Annotated in this window: 10 protein-coding genes; 7 read left to right on the top strand and 3 right to left on the bottom strand. The window is 56.9% G+C overall.

The annotated features are described in order from the left end of the window. Positions 1 to 2 precede the first annotated feature (2 nt). The 5 genes from HB779_RS09500 (at position 3) to HB779_RS09520 (ending at position 9232) form a co-directional block, all read left to right on the top strand. Positions 3 to 1418 carry an N-6 DNA methylase gene (locus HB779_RS09500; protein ID WP_188345463.1) on the top strand — a complete coding sequence of 472 codons (1416 nt, stop codon included), beginning with the start codon at positions 3 to 5 and terminating at the stop codon, positions 1416 to 1418. After that, complete coding sequence (locus tag HB779_RS09505) at positions 1415 to 2968, top strand: restriction endonuclease subunit S (RefSeq protein WP_188345464.1); 1554 nt, start codon at positions 1415 to 1417, stop codon at positions 2966 to 2968. The genes HB779_RS09500 and HB779_RS09505 overlap by 4 nt, the downstream gene beginning before the upstream one ends. A gap of 1 nt (position 2969) precedes the next feature. Then, positions 2970 to 4643, top strand: a complete 1674-nt coding sequence (locus tag HB779_RS09510; protein ID WP_188345465.1) for an AAA family ATPase — start codon at positions 2970 to 2972, stop codon at positions 4641 to 4643. Further along, a complete protein-coding gene (locus HB779_RS09515) occupies positions 4640 to 5497 on the top strand; it encodes a hypothetical protein (protein ID WP_188345466.1) in 858 nt (285 codons plus the stop codon). Before HB779_RS09510 ends, HB779_RS09515 begins: the two co-directional genes overlap by 4 nt. Before the next feature lie 684 nt (positions 5498 to 6181). After that, positions 6182 to 9232, top strand: a complete 3051-nt coding sequence (locus HB779_RS09520) for an AAA family ATPase (RefSeq protein ID WP_188345467.1) — start codon at positions 6182 to 6184, stop codon at positions 9230 to 9232. Positions 9233 to 9704: 472 nt separating this feature from the next. Here HB779_RS09520 and HB779_RS09525 read toward each other — a convergent pair whose 3' ends face one another. Together HB779_RS09525 and HB779_RS09530 are read right to left on the bottom strand one after the other, a co-directional pair. Further along, positions 9705 to 10307 (bottom strand): NADPH-dependent F420 reductase, encoded by a 603-nt coding sequence (locus HB779_RS09525; RefSeq protein WP_188345468.1) that lies wholly within the window; start codon positions 10305 to 10307, stop codon positions 9705 to 9707. 134 nt (positions 10308 to 10441) lie between these two features. Next, positions 10442 to 11176: an SDR family NAD(P)-dependent oxidoreductase gene (locus HB779_RS09530; RefSeq protein ID WP_188345469.1), complete on the bottom strand. Its 735-nt coding sequence runs from the start codon at positions 11174 to 11176 to the stop codon at positions 10442 to 10444. Between the two features lie 275 nt (positions 11177 to 11451). Here HB779_RS09530 and HB779_RS09535 point away from each other — a divergent pair, with 275 nt between their 5' ends. Next, positions 11452 to 12348 carry a LysR family transcriptional regulator gene (locus HB779_RS09535; protein WP_188345470.1) on the top strand — a complete coding sequence of 299 codons (897 nt, stop codon included), beginning with the start codon at positions 11452 to 11454 and terminating at the stop codon, positions 12346 to 12348. A 44-nt stretch (positions 12349 to 12392) separates the two neighbouring features. On the opposite strand, the gene HB779_RS09540 is transcribed toward HB779_RS09535, so the two are convergent. Next, positions 12393 to 12791 carry a RidA family protein gene (locus HB779_RS09540; protein ID WP_188345471.1) on the bottom strand — a complete coding sequence of 133 codons (399 nt, stop codon included), beginning with the start codon at positions 12789 to 12791 and terminating at the stop codon, positions 12393 to 12395. Positions 12792 to 12949: 158 nt separating this feature from the next. On the opposite strand from HB779_RS09540, the gene HB779_RS09545 reads away from it, so the two are divergent. After that, positions 12950 to 13543, top strand: coding sequence for a TetR/AcrR family transcriptional regulator (locus HB779_RS09545; RefSeq protein WP_188345472.1), 594 nt, complete (start codon positions 12950 to 12952; stop codon positions 13541 to 13543). The last annotated feature ends 9 nt before the right edge of the window (positions 13544 to 13552 follow it).

Raw genomic sequence — 13552 nt, forward strand, 5'->3', positions numbered from 1 at the left:
GAATGAAGGCGGCGCAGATAAAAACTAGCGGAGACTTAGTCAAGAGAATTTGGGGTCTTTGTCATATACTGAGAGGTGATGGGGTTAGTTATCACGAGTACATTTCTGAGCTAACCTATCTCCTGTTTTTAAAGATCGCGGAGGAAACTGATACCGATAGAGCTTTACCAGAGGGCTACCGCTGGCGAGATCTTATAGAGTACCGCGGGCCTGACCTGCTGACTTTCTATCGCGACATGCTGACATACTTAGGTGGTCACGCAGAGAATCGCGTGGTCCAAGAGATTTATGCATTCCCGACGACAGTTTTTTCGCATTCGGAGAACTTGCGTGCAGTCATCGATGGAATCGCCAAGCTTGACTGGCATTCCGTTGATGCCGACGGGATGGGGGATATCTATGAGGGGCTCCTCGCCCGCAACTCTCAGGATGCGCGATCGGGAGCCGGGCAATACTTTACGCCCCGGCCCTTGGTCGACTCAATGGTACGCCTGATGCGTCCTGCTGCTGGTGAGCTCGTGCAAGATCCGTCCTGCGGAAGTGGCGGCTTCTTGATCTCAGCTCAGCAGTTCTCCAAAGCGGCTTCTCCTGGATCTACCCCACCTCGTTTCGAGGGTGTCGAGATCGAGAAAGGGACCTACCGCATCTGCCAAATGAACTCGTTCTTGCATGGGCTAAATGCAGGACTGATACTTGGCGATGCCCTAACCGCGGACGCGGCGGCACTCGCGCCCGCCGACGTGATTTTAGCTAACCCCCCATTCGGCAACAAAGCAGGCAGCGCGCGAAAAATAAGAGAGGACTTGCCGCATCGGACTACCAATAAGCAGTTGGCATTTCTTCAGCACATTAGGCTTGCGCTGAAGGAAGGCGGCCGCGCTGCAGTAGTCGTTCCGGACAACGTCCTGTTTGAAGGGGGAGTGGGGCGGGCAATCCGCGTCGACCTCATGGCAGAATGCGACCTCCATACTATTCTCAGACTGCCGAATGGGATATTTTATAGCCAAGGCGTGAACACGAACGTCCTTTTCTTTACGCGTCGGACAAGGAATCCGCAAAACTCGAGCCGTATCTGGGTCTACGACTTACGAACGGAAATGCCACGTTTCGGCAAGACACGTCCCTTGCGGCCTGAGCACTTTGAAGAGTTCGAGGATGTCTACGGAGCAGACCCTTTTGGTAGGGAGCGCCGTCCCGAATCTACCGACATTGCCCGTTGGCGGTCATTCAAACGCGAAGACATTGCGGCAGCGGGAGACAATCTCGACTTGATATGGATGACACCGCGTGACGCTGACGAACCGGACAGTTCGACGTTGCAGGACGTGGCATCGACCATTCTCTTTCATCTCCAGTCCGCGATAGCAGAGATTGAATCGCTGATGGAAGATCTGCCGGCGGACGAGGTGGAGCGATGAAGAAGCTTCCTCCCGGCTGGGTGCAAACCTCCATTGGCGCAATCGCGGATCTTATAAACGGTCGGGCCTTTAAGCCCTCCGACTGGGGAACGAAGGGTCTGCCGATCATACGTATCCAAAATCTCAATCGTCAGAATACACCCTTCAACCACTTCCCGGGAGACGTCGATGAGAGGCATCTCGTCCGCGATGGTGATCTGTTGTTTGCGTGGTCGGGTACGCCGGGCACGTCCTTTGGCGCGCACATCTGGCGCGGCCAGGAATCGGTGCTCAACCAGCACATATTCAATGTCCGTGTAGATCCAGAGGCGATCAACCGCGAGTTCTTTAGAGCCGCAATCAACCACACCCTCGATCAGCAGATCGCTAAGGCTCATGGCGGGGCTGGGCTACGACATGTCACAAAAGCAGCTTTCGAGGCCACGCCGATTGTGCTTCCTCCTCTGGCCGAGCAGAACCGCATCGTGGAGCGGCTCAATGCCTACGAGCAGCGGATAGCCGCGATCCGCTCTAGCCTTGATGAGGGGGCCGTCGCTGTGGAGAAGGGGCGCTCCGCGCTCCTGGCAGCAGCTTACGATTTAACTCTACTTCCTTCCGGGAGAGCATATAGCTCCATTGATAAGGCGCCGTTGGTTTCGGTCGGGGATATCGCCCTTAGCATCGCCTACGGCTCAAGCGCGAAGTCTGCTCCGACAGGCAAGGTTGTTGTTCTTCGAATGGGTAATATTCAACGCGGGGAACTCGACTGGACTGATCTCGTCTTTACATCGGACGAGAAGGAAATCGATCGTTACCTGCTAGAGCCGGGTGATGTTCTGTTCAACCGTACCAACGGAAGTCCACAACTGGTCGGAAAGACGGCGGTCTACCATGGGGAGAAGCCGGCGATCCATGCGGGTTACCTCATTCGGATTAGATGCGCCGAACGCGTTCTTCCAGATTATCTTGGTTACTGCTTAAACAGTCCCGCTGGTCGCGAACACTGCTTCGCCGTTAGAAGCGACAGTGCAGGCCAATCAAATATCAACGCGAAGAAACTGGCGGCATTTCAGTTGCGGTGTCCCGGTCTTGAGGAACAGCAAGCCATCGTGGATTTGGTGCGATCTGGCATGCGACGGCTTGCGACCGGCGAGGCCGCTGTGGCGCAGGCCTTTCAGATGCTAGAGCGACTGAATGGTCGCATGCTGGACGAGGCCCTGACGGGTCGGCTTAGCACCAATCACAGCAGCGACGAGCCAGCGAGCATGCAACTCGATCGACTAATCGCCATGAAGCAAAAACCCAAAATCCGCGCACTAACACGGCGGATCGGAGCGAAGACTATGAAGCGCACGGTATTGGAGATCTTGCAGGAAGCCAAAGCGCCGGTCTCAGCCCAGCAAGTTGCGGAGCTCTATGGCATAAAAGAAGGGGCGGCGCCTGAGGAGGTGGAGCCGTTCTATGCCGAGCTTCGGGCGCTTGACCAGGATGGACGGCTGGTAGCGGAGCCCTTCAAAGATGCTGACGGCGCGAAACTCGGTGACCGCCTCCAACTGAAAGCTGCCGGCTGAGATGCGTGTAGATAAGCTCACGATTGGATCCCCGAAGGATAGCCCCACCCACAGGTTCAAAAACCTGAAGGACGTCACTATCGACTTTGATCAGGATGACTGGGTGACGATCGTTATCGGTTGGAATGGCACCGGGAAGTCGAACGTACTTGAAGCTCTCGCAGTGATATTCCGGGAGTTAATCGATACCAGGCGTTCTCCAAAGATCGAGTTTGCGTTTGTTCTCAAGTATCGGATCGGCAGTGGTGACCTCCATCGATCAGTTACCATATCACATGATCCCGACGAAAAAGAACCATTCAACATTGTCGTAACCTTCGCCTCTCTTACAGAAGATGCGCCGGCACTGCCTCCGAAGCGCATGAGGATTGGAACCTTCCTCAAAGACGACTCAAACCTACCACGCTATGTCTTTAGCTACTACTCAGGCGAGAGCCCTCGGATGGGTGAGGTCTTCGCTCCCTATCTTCAATGGTACGATGAGCAGTTGCGGAAAGGTCGAGATCCCGGGCTCAAGAGACTGTTTTACGCTCTTCCCGTCCATAGCCAATTCGTCCTTCTTGCTTTTCTTATTGGAGGATCGTCCGCGGCCGAAAGCCTACTACGCGATCATCTGGGTATCGATCCGGAGCACGGCTTCGAGTCGGTTCTCTTCGTGTTGCGGCAGCCGCCCTGGCCTCCTCACCGAGACGGGGATGCGCGGTTTTGGGGCGCCCGCGGGGTTGTAAGCAGCTTCCTCGATAGGCTTCAGGAGGTAGCGCTCGCGCCGATCAATGTGCAGCGGCGCGTGAACACGTCACTTTGGAACAAGACTCGGCTGGAGTTCAAATATTTATACATCAAGGATATCGCGGCACTGCGCCAGCTGGTGGGTGATCAGCCCCCGGGGCACTTTTTCCGCGACCTTGAGAGTACCTACGTCTCTCAGTTGGTCGAGGAAGTGCGGATAAAAATTAAGGTCGACAGCGGGGATGGGACCGTGACCTTTCGTGAGCTGAGCGAAGGCGAGCAGCAGCTTCTCACGGTGCTCGGCCTGCTTCGCTTCACCGCGGAGGAAGAAAGTCTAATCTTACTCGATGAACCCGACACCCACCTTAATCCTAAATGGAGTGTGAAATACCTAGAGTTTCTTCGACAATTCATCGGCAATACAGCCAGCGAGCAAGAAACAAGCCATGTGATCATGACGACACATAATCCAATCGCGATTGCTGAATTGTCTCTGCAACAAGTTCAAATTCTTCAGACAAAGATCGAGTCCGGGCGGCGCAAGGTGATGGTTTCGTTCCCAGACGAACATCCGCGAGGGATGGGATACGCTTCAATTGTGACGAGCAGTATGTTCGGAATAGCGTCACAACTCGATGAAACGACACAGCTCGATCTTGAGCGTCAACGCCACCTAGCGTCTCGTGAGAAATTAACTGCGGACGAGGCGACGGAGCTGGATGCCGTCAATGCGCGGCTGGACCAATTGGGATTCCGTTTTTTCTTTCCGGATGATGAATACTCTCGCTATCTCAGAATCCGGAATCAAGAACTGGAGCGGATTTTCAAGACAAAGAATGTGGAAGTGCTGGCGCGTAGAGTTGTCGATATGACTTTGGAAGAGCGAGAGGATCTTGCTCGTCGCCTCATATCCACGCTTGAGGAAGATCAGGAAGATAAAGCGTGAGATATGTTGACATCGGTGATCTCCGTTTAGAGGATGGTTGGCCCGCGCTTGCGGAAGCGGCCTGTCGAGACGTCGTGGAGAACGGCGCTAGTATCGCCGACCATGACAATATATGGCGCGACGCTAAGAAGCGCCTCGGTGCATTGCTTCACGACAAATGTTGGTTTTGCGAGACACCTGTCGATCGATCAGACAATGCGGTCGATCACTTCCGTCCCAAAGGTAGGGTAGCAGACGCTCTGCTTGAGCACAGCGGATACCGGTGGCTGAGCTTTGAATCTCGTAATTTCCGTTTTGCATGTACTTTCTGCAATAGTCGGCGGGTAGATGTCGACAATGGGACTGCTGGTGGCAAAGCGGATCGGTTTCCCCTCGTCGACGAGGGGGCCCGGGTGTACGCCGTTGATCCAGGGCTAATTGACTACGACGATTTGATTGCCACAGTAGAGGCTGAAAATCCAGCAATCCTCGATCCATGTGATCCTGATGACTGGCTTCTGCTCGGGTGTAAGCGCGAGAACGGGAAGCCGTGCGCTACCACCGCCGACCCTTCCGCCATCCGCCGCGTTGAGCAGTCAATCGAGGTGTATCATCTCGACTATGAGCCGACGTGCAAACGGCGTCACACGACCGCGGGCCAGCTTCTTGAAAAAGTGCGCGAGGCAAAAAAGGCATTCCTTGAAATTGATGAGACCGATCTAAAAACAACGCGGCGCTTTAAGCAGCTTTCGGTCGAGATACATCGCATGATCAGGGTGAAGGCTCCTTTCAGCGGCGAGATGCACTTCCTGCTTCAGGGGCAGCGTTCGCCAGATCACCCTTGGATCGAGAACGTACTTAGCGCTGGGGGTTAAGATCAGTTCTGTCTGAGTTCAGCGATCACTTGAGGGGGGTATAGAGTGTTTCATCTGACTATGCGGGTTGCTTGGCACGAGTCCAAATGGAATGGCCGCGTGTGTCCGATGCCTTCGTCCAATTCGTTTTGTGTGGCGCTAGATCGAATTCGAGAAGAGAAAGATGACGATGCGTTAGATGCCATAGCCGGCATGGCCTGGGATGAGCTTGCGCCTGAGCAGCTTCCGCCCTGTCAAGCCGAATCAGGCGCGTTCATGAACGAGCGGCCGTGGCTTCGCCGATTCGAACACCCTTATTCAACGATCAAGAAAGCGGCCGAGACGCACGGCGCACTGAAACCTACCATCGTCAGGGTCCCCGAATACGCGGCATTCGCCGTGCCATTTGGATGGATGCTCAGAAGTGAGCAGCCGGCAATCGATGCGAGACTGCCGACCCCCCTGCCACCTGACGAAAAGTCGCCATTCGCGAGCCCTTGGGTCTTCGGTCGGGCCAGGCAGACAGCCATTGTTGATCTCGTATTCGGACGCCTAATGCCAGAGCGTTCGCTTGTGTTCTTCTATTGTAAGGAGGGGCAGCCGCTCGGGGACACGATCTCACGGCTTATAGTTGGCGTCGGACGAATAGAAACGGTTCCCCCCGTTAAGCAGTATGACGTACCAAGCGGGAAGCCCACTTATCCCATGTGGGATCGTCTGCTTCGCCATTCGATCCGGCCCGATGGCTCCGATGGCTTCCTGCTACCCTACCATGAATATCTAGAGTCGACCGGCGATGCAGAAGAAGATGCGCGCCGTGCAGATCTCCTGAACGAGATTGCGGTGTCTGCAGATCCCGCTCATACGCGTATGTTCTCATTCGCGGCGGAGCTCGCTCCTACCGATGTCGCTCTGTCGACCCTGATCCGGTGCTTGGATGCGGTCCGGAAAATTCGCAAGCATGGGATCGCAAAGGGGCCCTGGGAGCGACGGGAAGAATGGTTAAATACTCAGATCGGCCTCGCCTGGACTGATCGCGGCGCGTTTCCCGGGCTTGGGTCCGCTCTCGAAGCCCTTGGGATGCGACTTGGCACAGCGCTGAGTCTCGAACTCTTGGCGACCGGTGCTATCGCTAGCGACGCCGATCCATGGCCTCTGGCCGACGCCCTTCTTCGCGGGATCGAGGCGCCACCTCAGGAAGCCTACGTGGCAGACCTCGAAGCCGTTCAGGCCACTTGGATCAATCTCGGCGAGGAGCGGAGAGCGCTTCTCAAACTGTTATCACGCTTCTCACTTACACCAGCTCAGGCATTGCGATGGTTTGATCCCGCCAAGCGCCGACCGGCGGTGACGAGCGCAGTAACCGACGAGGGAATCCTCGCAAATCCCTATCGGATTAGCGAACTCGACCTCGGAGATGCCAAGGATGCCCCGGTTTCAGTGGGCACGATCGATAGGGGCGTGCTGCCCGACGCGACGATCGCCGCGAAGCATCCGCTACCTGAGCCGTCACGCATAGCGTCGGCCAATGACCCGAGGCGCTTCCGTGCTGCGATCGTCGCCGTCCTGAGGCGTGCTGCGGACAGCGGCGACGCTCTCCTAAGCGCTACCGAGGCCTTGGATAGGGTTGCGACCATTGAACTCGCGCATCCTTGTCTGATCGGCACGGACTGGCCGGCAGCCAACGCGGTAGGTTTGGCTGGTGTAGTCGAAATCGTTGAGGTGTCTGGTGGAGAGGCCAACCGAACACCCATTAGCGCGCTCCAACTATCCGACCTAAAGTCTCGCGAAGACCGGCTCCGGTCCCTGCTGAGTAAGCGGGCAGCGCGCGCTGCACCGACGATTCTCGCGGACTGGAAGGCCTTACTCGTCAAGGCGATCACGAATGCAGGCGGAACTTATGACCCCGCGAACAAGCGCCACTCTCTCGCAATCGATGAACAAGCGGCGGCGCTCGGCCGTATTACCGGACGGCGGCTTACGGCCCTGGTTGGGCGTGCAGGCACCGGAAAAACATCCGTCATGGGAGCTCTTCTGCTGAACGACGAGCTAGCGCGAGGCGGAATTCTGCTTCTGGCGCCCACTGGGAAGGCCCGGGTAAGACTTGGCAAGGCTGCGAAAGGCGAGGCCAAAACGGTCGCGCAGTTTCTCAACGAGTTAGGTCGATACGACGGTGCGCGTCAACGTCCTCGTTTCACGGGTGACGAGAAGTATCGCAAGGAGCGAACAGTTGTCATTGACGAATGCTCCATGCTTACCATGGACGATCTGGTTGCTGTGTTGGAGGCCCTCGATCTCGCACATGTCCAGCGCGTCGTTCTTGTTGGCGATCCTAACCAGCTGCCGCCGATCGGCGTAGGCCGCCCCTTCGCCGATCTTGCTTCCTTCCTCGAAACCACATCTGTCAAGGATGAAGCAGGGTTCCCACTGAGCGACGCACTTGCCCGGTTGACGGTCGAGGTTCGCGCCGTCGCCGGCGCAGACGACCCCTCCGATACGCTTCGGCTCGCATCCTGGTTCACGCGCGAACCACAACCCGTCGATGCGGATCGGGTTCTCAGCGACCTAGAACTTGGTCGGCCGTTCAACGATCTGGATTTGCTCTTCTGGCAGACTCCGGACGATTTACGCAAGCGACTGGGAGAAGCGTTCCAGTTACACCTCGGTCTTTCCACTCCGCTGGACGTGGCCGGTTTCAATTCTTCGCTCGGACTGGACGATCGTGGCTGGGTTCCGTTCGATGCGCCTGATGGATCAGAGCGTTGGCAGATTCTGTCACCCGTGAGGCTACATCCTCACGGTGTTCACGACCTAAAGAGGTGGACGCAGCGGCGCTTTCGGGCGCGGGAGCTTCAGGCGGCCGCCGACCCTTGGGTGGTCAGTCTGGGCGATGAGAGCGTCGTTATCAGGGACAAGGTGATACAAGTCTCGAACCAGTGGCGCGATGCTTACGACGGTTCTGAATCGGACAAACATTATGTGGCGAATGGCGAAGTCGGGCTTGTGGCCGGCGGCAAATCACCTTGGCTAAATGTCCTGTTCGCAGGCAGGCCGAACTTGACATTCGGTTATAGCGGTCGCGATTTTCCAGGGGGGTCGGGTCCGCTCGAACTTGCCTACGCGATTACGGTTCACAAGTCGCAAGGAAGTGAGTTTCAAAAGGTTTTTGTAGTTCTGCCGAAGAATTGCCGCCCTCTGTCGCGGGAGCTTCTTTATACCGCGCTCACACGGTCACGGCGCCAGCTTGTGCTTCTGATCGAGGGAGATAATGCATCGATCCTATTCGACTACACTCGACCGGAACGGTCGGAAACGGCTCGTCGTAATACCAACCTCTTTCAAGGTGTGCTTCGTCGGGTCGAGGCTGAAGTGCCCTACGCTGAGAACCTCATCCATCGCACCGAGAAGGGCCATCTCGTTCGCAGCAAATCTGAACTCGTCATCGCGAATATGCTGTTCCAATCGAGCATCGACTATGACTACGAGCGTGTACTTGAAGGGGAGGCGGAGGCTGGGCGGCTACGACCGGATTTCTCGTTCGTCACGCCTGATGGCGATCTCATTGTTTGGGAACATCTAGGGATGTTACATCGTGAGGACTACCGGAGGGGTTGGGAGTGGAAACTACGGTGGTACGAGGCTAACGGTTTTGCGCTTGGCCGAAACCTTTTTACCTCCGTCGATGATGAGCGCGGGGGGCTAGACTCATCTACATTGAGGGCTACGATTGCGCTGGTGCAGGCGGCATTGGATTAAACCTCAGTCAGCAATCTTGGGCATCTCGAGCCCGCTGGTGCAATTGGGGATATTGCTTCTGACGGCCCTTTTAGAGATAATGTAGACGCGGCGAGCGGCGCTTTAGAATGCAGGAATTCGCCGATTGACCGCGATAGTTGGTGAAACGCCGAAAATATTTTTTTGGCAATTTTCCCTTTAAAATCAAAAGCGTAGTTTTTTGACGGTCCCCGTGTCGGAATTTTGTCGCTGGCAGAATAAATTTAGCAGTGATTTCAATTGGTTATATGCAGTTTGAACAATCGAGTGGGAGTGAATGGGAATAGCGTGGAATAGTGTCGGAGCGTAGCACTCGATAGATTCCAGGCGACCGCAGATTTGTCGGGCGTCTCCCATTTTCGCGACTTGTGGCTTTCAAATATCCGGTCGCGCGCTGCTCGAAGCAGTTAACGCGCGACCAGTTCTTGGCATCGATCACGAGGTCGCAGATTGATTACTGTTCCTTCTTGAACAAATCCTGGAAGATCAGCTGGCCCCAAATGCGGCCACGTGCGTGCACCAGCGCGCCACCCTCGTTGAGCTTTCCTAGATTGACAGGTGCGAACCCGAGTTGTTTGGCCAAGGCCGCCACGGGAGCGATCGCGTCCTCGTCGTCGCTCGACAGAAAGACGACCCGGTGTCCGCCCTCGACGACCGGATCGATAGCCAATGTGGCCGCAACCAGGTGATTGAAACCTTTCACGAGCTTGGCGCCGGTGAAAGCCTTCGCGACGAAGGCGGAGGACGGGACGCCGTCCAGCTCTTCAAGGAGAACGCCAAACCCGTTCGTCGCGTCGATGATTGTCTTGCCTTCCCAGCTCGGCAGGGCCTTCGCAACCTCGCGATGCTCCCCGAACGGCACCGCCAGGATGATTGTGTCGGCCTCGAGTGCATCTTGCAGCGACTTGGCGATGACCGTGGGTCCAATCGCCCGGGCCTGCGGCGCCAAGGCCTCAGGCGGCTGGCGGCTTGCAACGGCCACCTTGATGTTTTTACGGGCGAAGGCGTGGGCGAGAGCTTGGCCTATCGAACCGAATCCTACAATTGCATAGCTCATAATACTTCTCCGATTTGTGTTGATATTGCTTTGATTGCCCGGTCTTCAACGGCGCGGGGTTATCCGTTCTGCTGTGTGGTGATCTTCGCGCAGGCGTTCCGCCGGTCAGCCGCTTCCCTCGTTCGGGCGCGATTTCAGATGGCCGAGAAACCTCCGTCGACGGACAACTCCAGCCCGTTCACGAAGCTCGAATCGTCTGAAGCAAGAAACAGCGCGGCCGTCGCAATTTCCTCAGGACGCCCCATCTTTCCTCGCGGTATCAGGGATTCGAACATCAGCTTCGCCTCCTCAGTAAGAATTTCGTCCTGCATCGGTGTGGCGATCGGCCCCGGGTGCAGCACGTTCACCCGGATATTCCTGCCCTTCAACTCGTTGAGCCATCCACGTGCGAATGCGTGCAACGCCGCCTTGCTCGCCGCATACACGCTGTAACCAGGAAAACCTTTCACCGAAGCAACTGATCCGGTCATGAAGATCGATCCGCCATCATTGAACAGCGGCAACGCCTTTTGCACCGTGAACAGTGTGCCACGCGTATTCAGGCCGAAGGTCGCATCGAAATGCTGCTCGGTGATCTCGCCCAGAAGGACGGCTTCGCCGATGCCGGCGCTCGCGTACAGGATGTCGATCCTGCCCTTTACCCGCTTGACTGTATCGAACAGGCGGTCGAGGTCATCGAGATTGGCCGCGTCGCCGCGCACACCAGTCACGTTCCGGCCGATCAGTTTGACGGCCTCGTCCAGCACCTCCTGTCTCCGGCCCGTGATGAAAACATAGGCGCCTTCTTCAACGAATCGCCTGGCGCTCGCCAGCGCCATGCCGCTCGATCCACCCGTGATGACGGCAACCTTACCTTCAAGCTTTCCCATGATTTCTCCTTCTAGGCTCTGCCTTTGGTTGTTCGGGGTCGTCCCCGAGACCCTCGAAATGGGTTCGGTGGCATCACTTGTTGAGTGGGGAAGGGCGCACATCAGTGGTGCAAATTTGATCCGGTTGGACGATTGGCGCCTATTGCGATGATCGCTGCCCGCCCTTGGGAATTGGGCCAAACTCGTCGACACAAGCTATGATGATCACCCGTACTGTTGTACGATACGTTAGATATGGGCTTTGGAAGGTGCACCGCGCGGTGCAGGATTGCACCATGACTGACTGGGATGACATTCGCTATTTTCTTGCCGTAGCGCGCGGAGGCTCCGTGCGGGCTGCCGCCGAGGGCTTGGGCGTGTATCACTCGACCGTGCTGCGGCGCATCGCTCAGCTTGAGGAACGCCTCGGGGCGCACATGTTCGAAAAACTGCCTTCGGGCTACCGTCTGACGACTGCGGGCGAGGAGGTCCTTGAGCTTGCGAACCAGATGGAAGCGTCGTCGCACCAGCTGGAGACGCGCGTCTTCGGGCGCGACCAAAGCGTGCGCGGGCTCCTGCGGGTGACATTGCCACCGCCTCTTGCAACCCACCTGCTCATGCCGGACTTCGCTGATTTCGCGCGGCTGCATCCGGACATTGAGATGGAAATCCTGTCGTCCGGCGATCTGGCAAATCTGACCAACCGAGAGGCCGACGTGGCGATCCGCGTTGTCTACGACCGCAAAACCTTGCCGCTCAATCTTCACGGCCTGAAGGGACCGGAGGTGTTCGGCGGCGTTTACATGTCCCGGGATCGACTAGCAGCATGGCGTGCCAGTGCGCCTGATCCCATCCGGTGGATTGTCATAAGCATGCATGGAATTCCGGATTGGGCCAGCGCGGGTGAAGTTCGCACCACGGGTGCTCCATTCAGGGTCACGGATGCCGAGGCGCAGATCGTTGCTGTACGGCAGGGGCTCGGGATCACGACACTGCCGTGCTTCGTCGGAGATGCCGACCCCCTGCTGGTGCGGGTGCCAGGCACCGACCTGCACATGTACGGAACGCTCTGGCTTCTCACGCAGGGGGAGACGCGCAAGACGAAGCGCGTGCGGCTCTTCACGGAGTTCGTATCCCGCAGGTTCGCCGCATACGCTCCGCTTCTCTCGGGGCTCTCCATATCACGCGACTGACGCCCAGCGGACTGGAGCCGCCGTTTTAGCGGATGATCAATGCGTTATGCCGCTTCGGGAATCCGGGCGATCACCTTGATCTCGAAATCGAAACCGGCAAGCCAGTTCACGCCTATCGCCGTCCAGTTGGGATAGGGCGGGGCACTGAAGAGCCGGTTTTTGACGGCCATGATCGTCTCGAACTGGTTTTCCGGGTCTGTGTGAAACGTGGTCACATCGACGAGATCGGCGAAGGAGCAGCCGGCCGCTTCCAGCGTTGCCCTCAGGTTGTCGAAGGCCAATTCGACCTGACGTCCGAAATCCGGTTCAGGCGTCCCGTCGGGACGGCTGCCAACTTGTCCTGAAACAAAGAGCAGGTCGCCGGAGCGTATCGCGGCTGAATAGCCATGTGCCTCATAAAGTGCATGCCGGTTTGCTGGAAAAATCGCCTCGCGTTGCGTCATCCTATGATTTCCTTGTCATCATTGTTGGGTGCGCAAGGGGATATCAAGGCTCTCGCCGCGCACGGTTTGACATACGTTGTGTATGCGATATAGGAATATACGTGTCGTATGTCAATCCATATACGGCACGTATGTGAAATATGTGAACGAGGGCAAAGATGGCGAAGCGACGCGTTGAAACGATGGAAGCGAACCGCGCAAAGCTGATCGGTGCCGCACGAAAGGCCTTTGCCGAAAAGGGATATTCTGCTGCTTCCATGGATGAGCTGACGGCCGACGTCGGTCTGACCCGCGGCGCGCTTTACCACAATTTCGGGGACAAGCGTGGACTTCTGGCAGCCGTCGTTCAACAGATCGATGTTGAGATGGCTTCGCAGGCGCAGGAGATTGGCGCTCGCGTAGGAGACGATTGGAACGGCCTGCTGGCTGAGGGCGCAGCCTATATCGAGATGGCGCTCAATCCCGAAGTCCAGCGGATTGTCTTGCTTGATGGGCCGGCTGTTCTGGGGGATCCCTCACAATGGCCAAGTCAGAACAATTGCTTGCAGGTGACGAAAGAAACTGTTGAGCGGCTGATCGCGCAAGGAGTTCTCAAGCCCGTGGACGCAGAGGCCGCAGCCCGGCTCATCAATGGCGCCGCACTCAACGCGGCGCTGTGGATTGCGGCCAGTGGAAATCCGAAAGAGGTTTTACCAAAAGCCGTTGAGGCCTTCCGGCATTTGGCCACCGGTCTGCTTGCAAAACCGAAATGACCCCGCATT

The organism is Phyllobacterium sp. 628 (genome assembly GCF_014189505.1).
Classification (GTDB): domain Bacteria; phylum Pseudomonadota; class Alphaproteobacteria; order Rhizobiales; family Rhizobiaceae; genus Phyllobacterium.

Bases quoted from the DNA above. Each gene is read 5' to 3' on its own strand.
- HB779_RS09500 (WP_188345463.1), top strand. From the start codon at position 3: ATGAAGGCGGCGCAGATAAAAACTAGCGGAGACTTAGTCAAGAGAATT.
- HB779_RS09505 (WP_188345464.1), top strand. From the start codon at position 1,415: ATGAAGAAGCTTCCTCCCGGCTGGGTGCAAACCTCCATTGGCGCAATC.
- HB779_RS09510 (WP_188345465.1), top strand. From the start codon at position 2,970: ATGCGTGTAGATAAGCTCACGATTGGATCCCCGAAGGATAGCCCCACC.
- HB779_RS09520 (WP_188345467.1), top strand. From the start codon at position 6,182: ATGTGGGATCGTCTGCTTCGCCATTCGATCCGGCCCGATGGCTCCGAT.
- HB779_RS09525 (WP_188345468.1), bottom strand. From the start codon at position 10,307: ATGAGCTATGCAATTGTAGGATTCGGTTCGATAGGCCAAGCTCTCGCC.
- HB779_RS09530 (WP_188345469.1), bottom strand. From the start codon at position 11,176: ATGGGAAAGCTTGAAGGTAAGGTTGCCGTCATCACGGGTGGATCGAGC.
- HB779_RS09535 (WP_188345470.1), top strand. From the start codon at position 11,452: ATGACTGACTGGGATGACATTCGCTATTTTCTTGCCGTAGCGCGCGGA.
- HB779_RS09540 (WP_188345471.1), bottom strand. From the start codon at position 12,791: ATGACGCAACGCGAGGCGATTTTTCCAGCAAACCGGCATGCACTTTAT.
- HB779_RS09545 (WP_188345472.1), top strand. From the start codon at position 12,950: ATGGCGAAGCGACGCGTTGAAACGATGGAAGCGAACCGCGCAAAGCTG.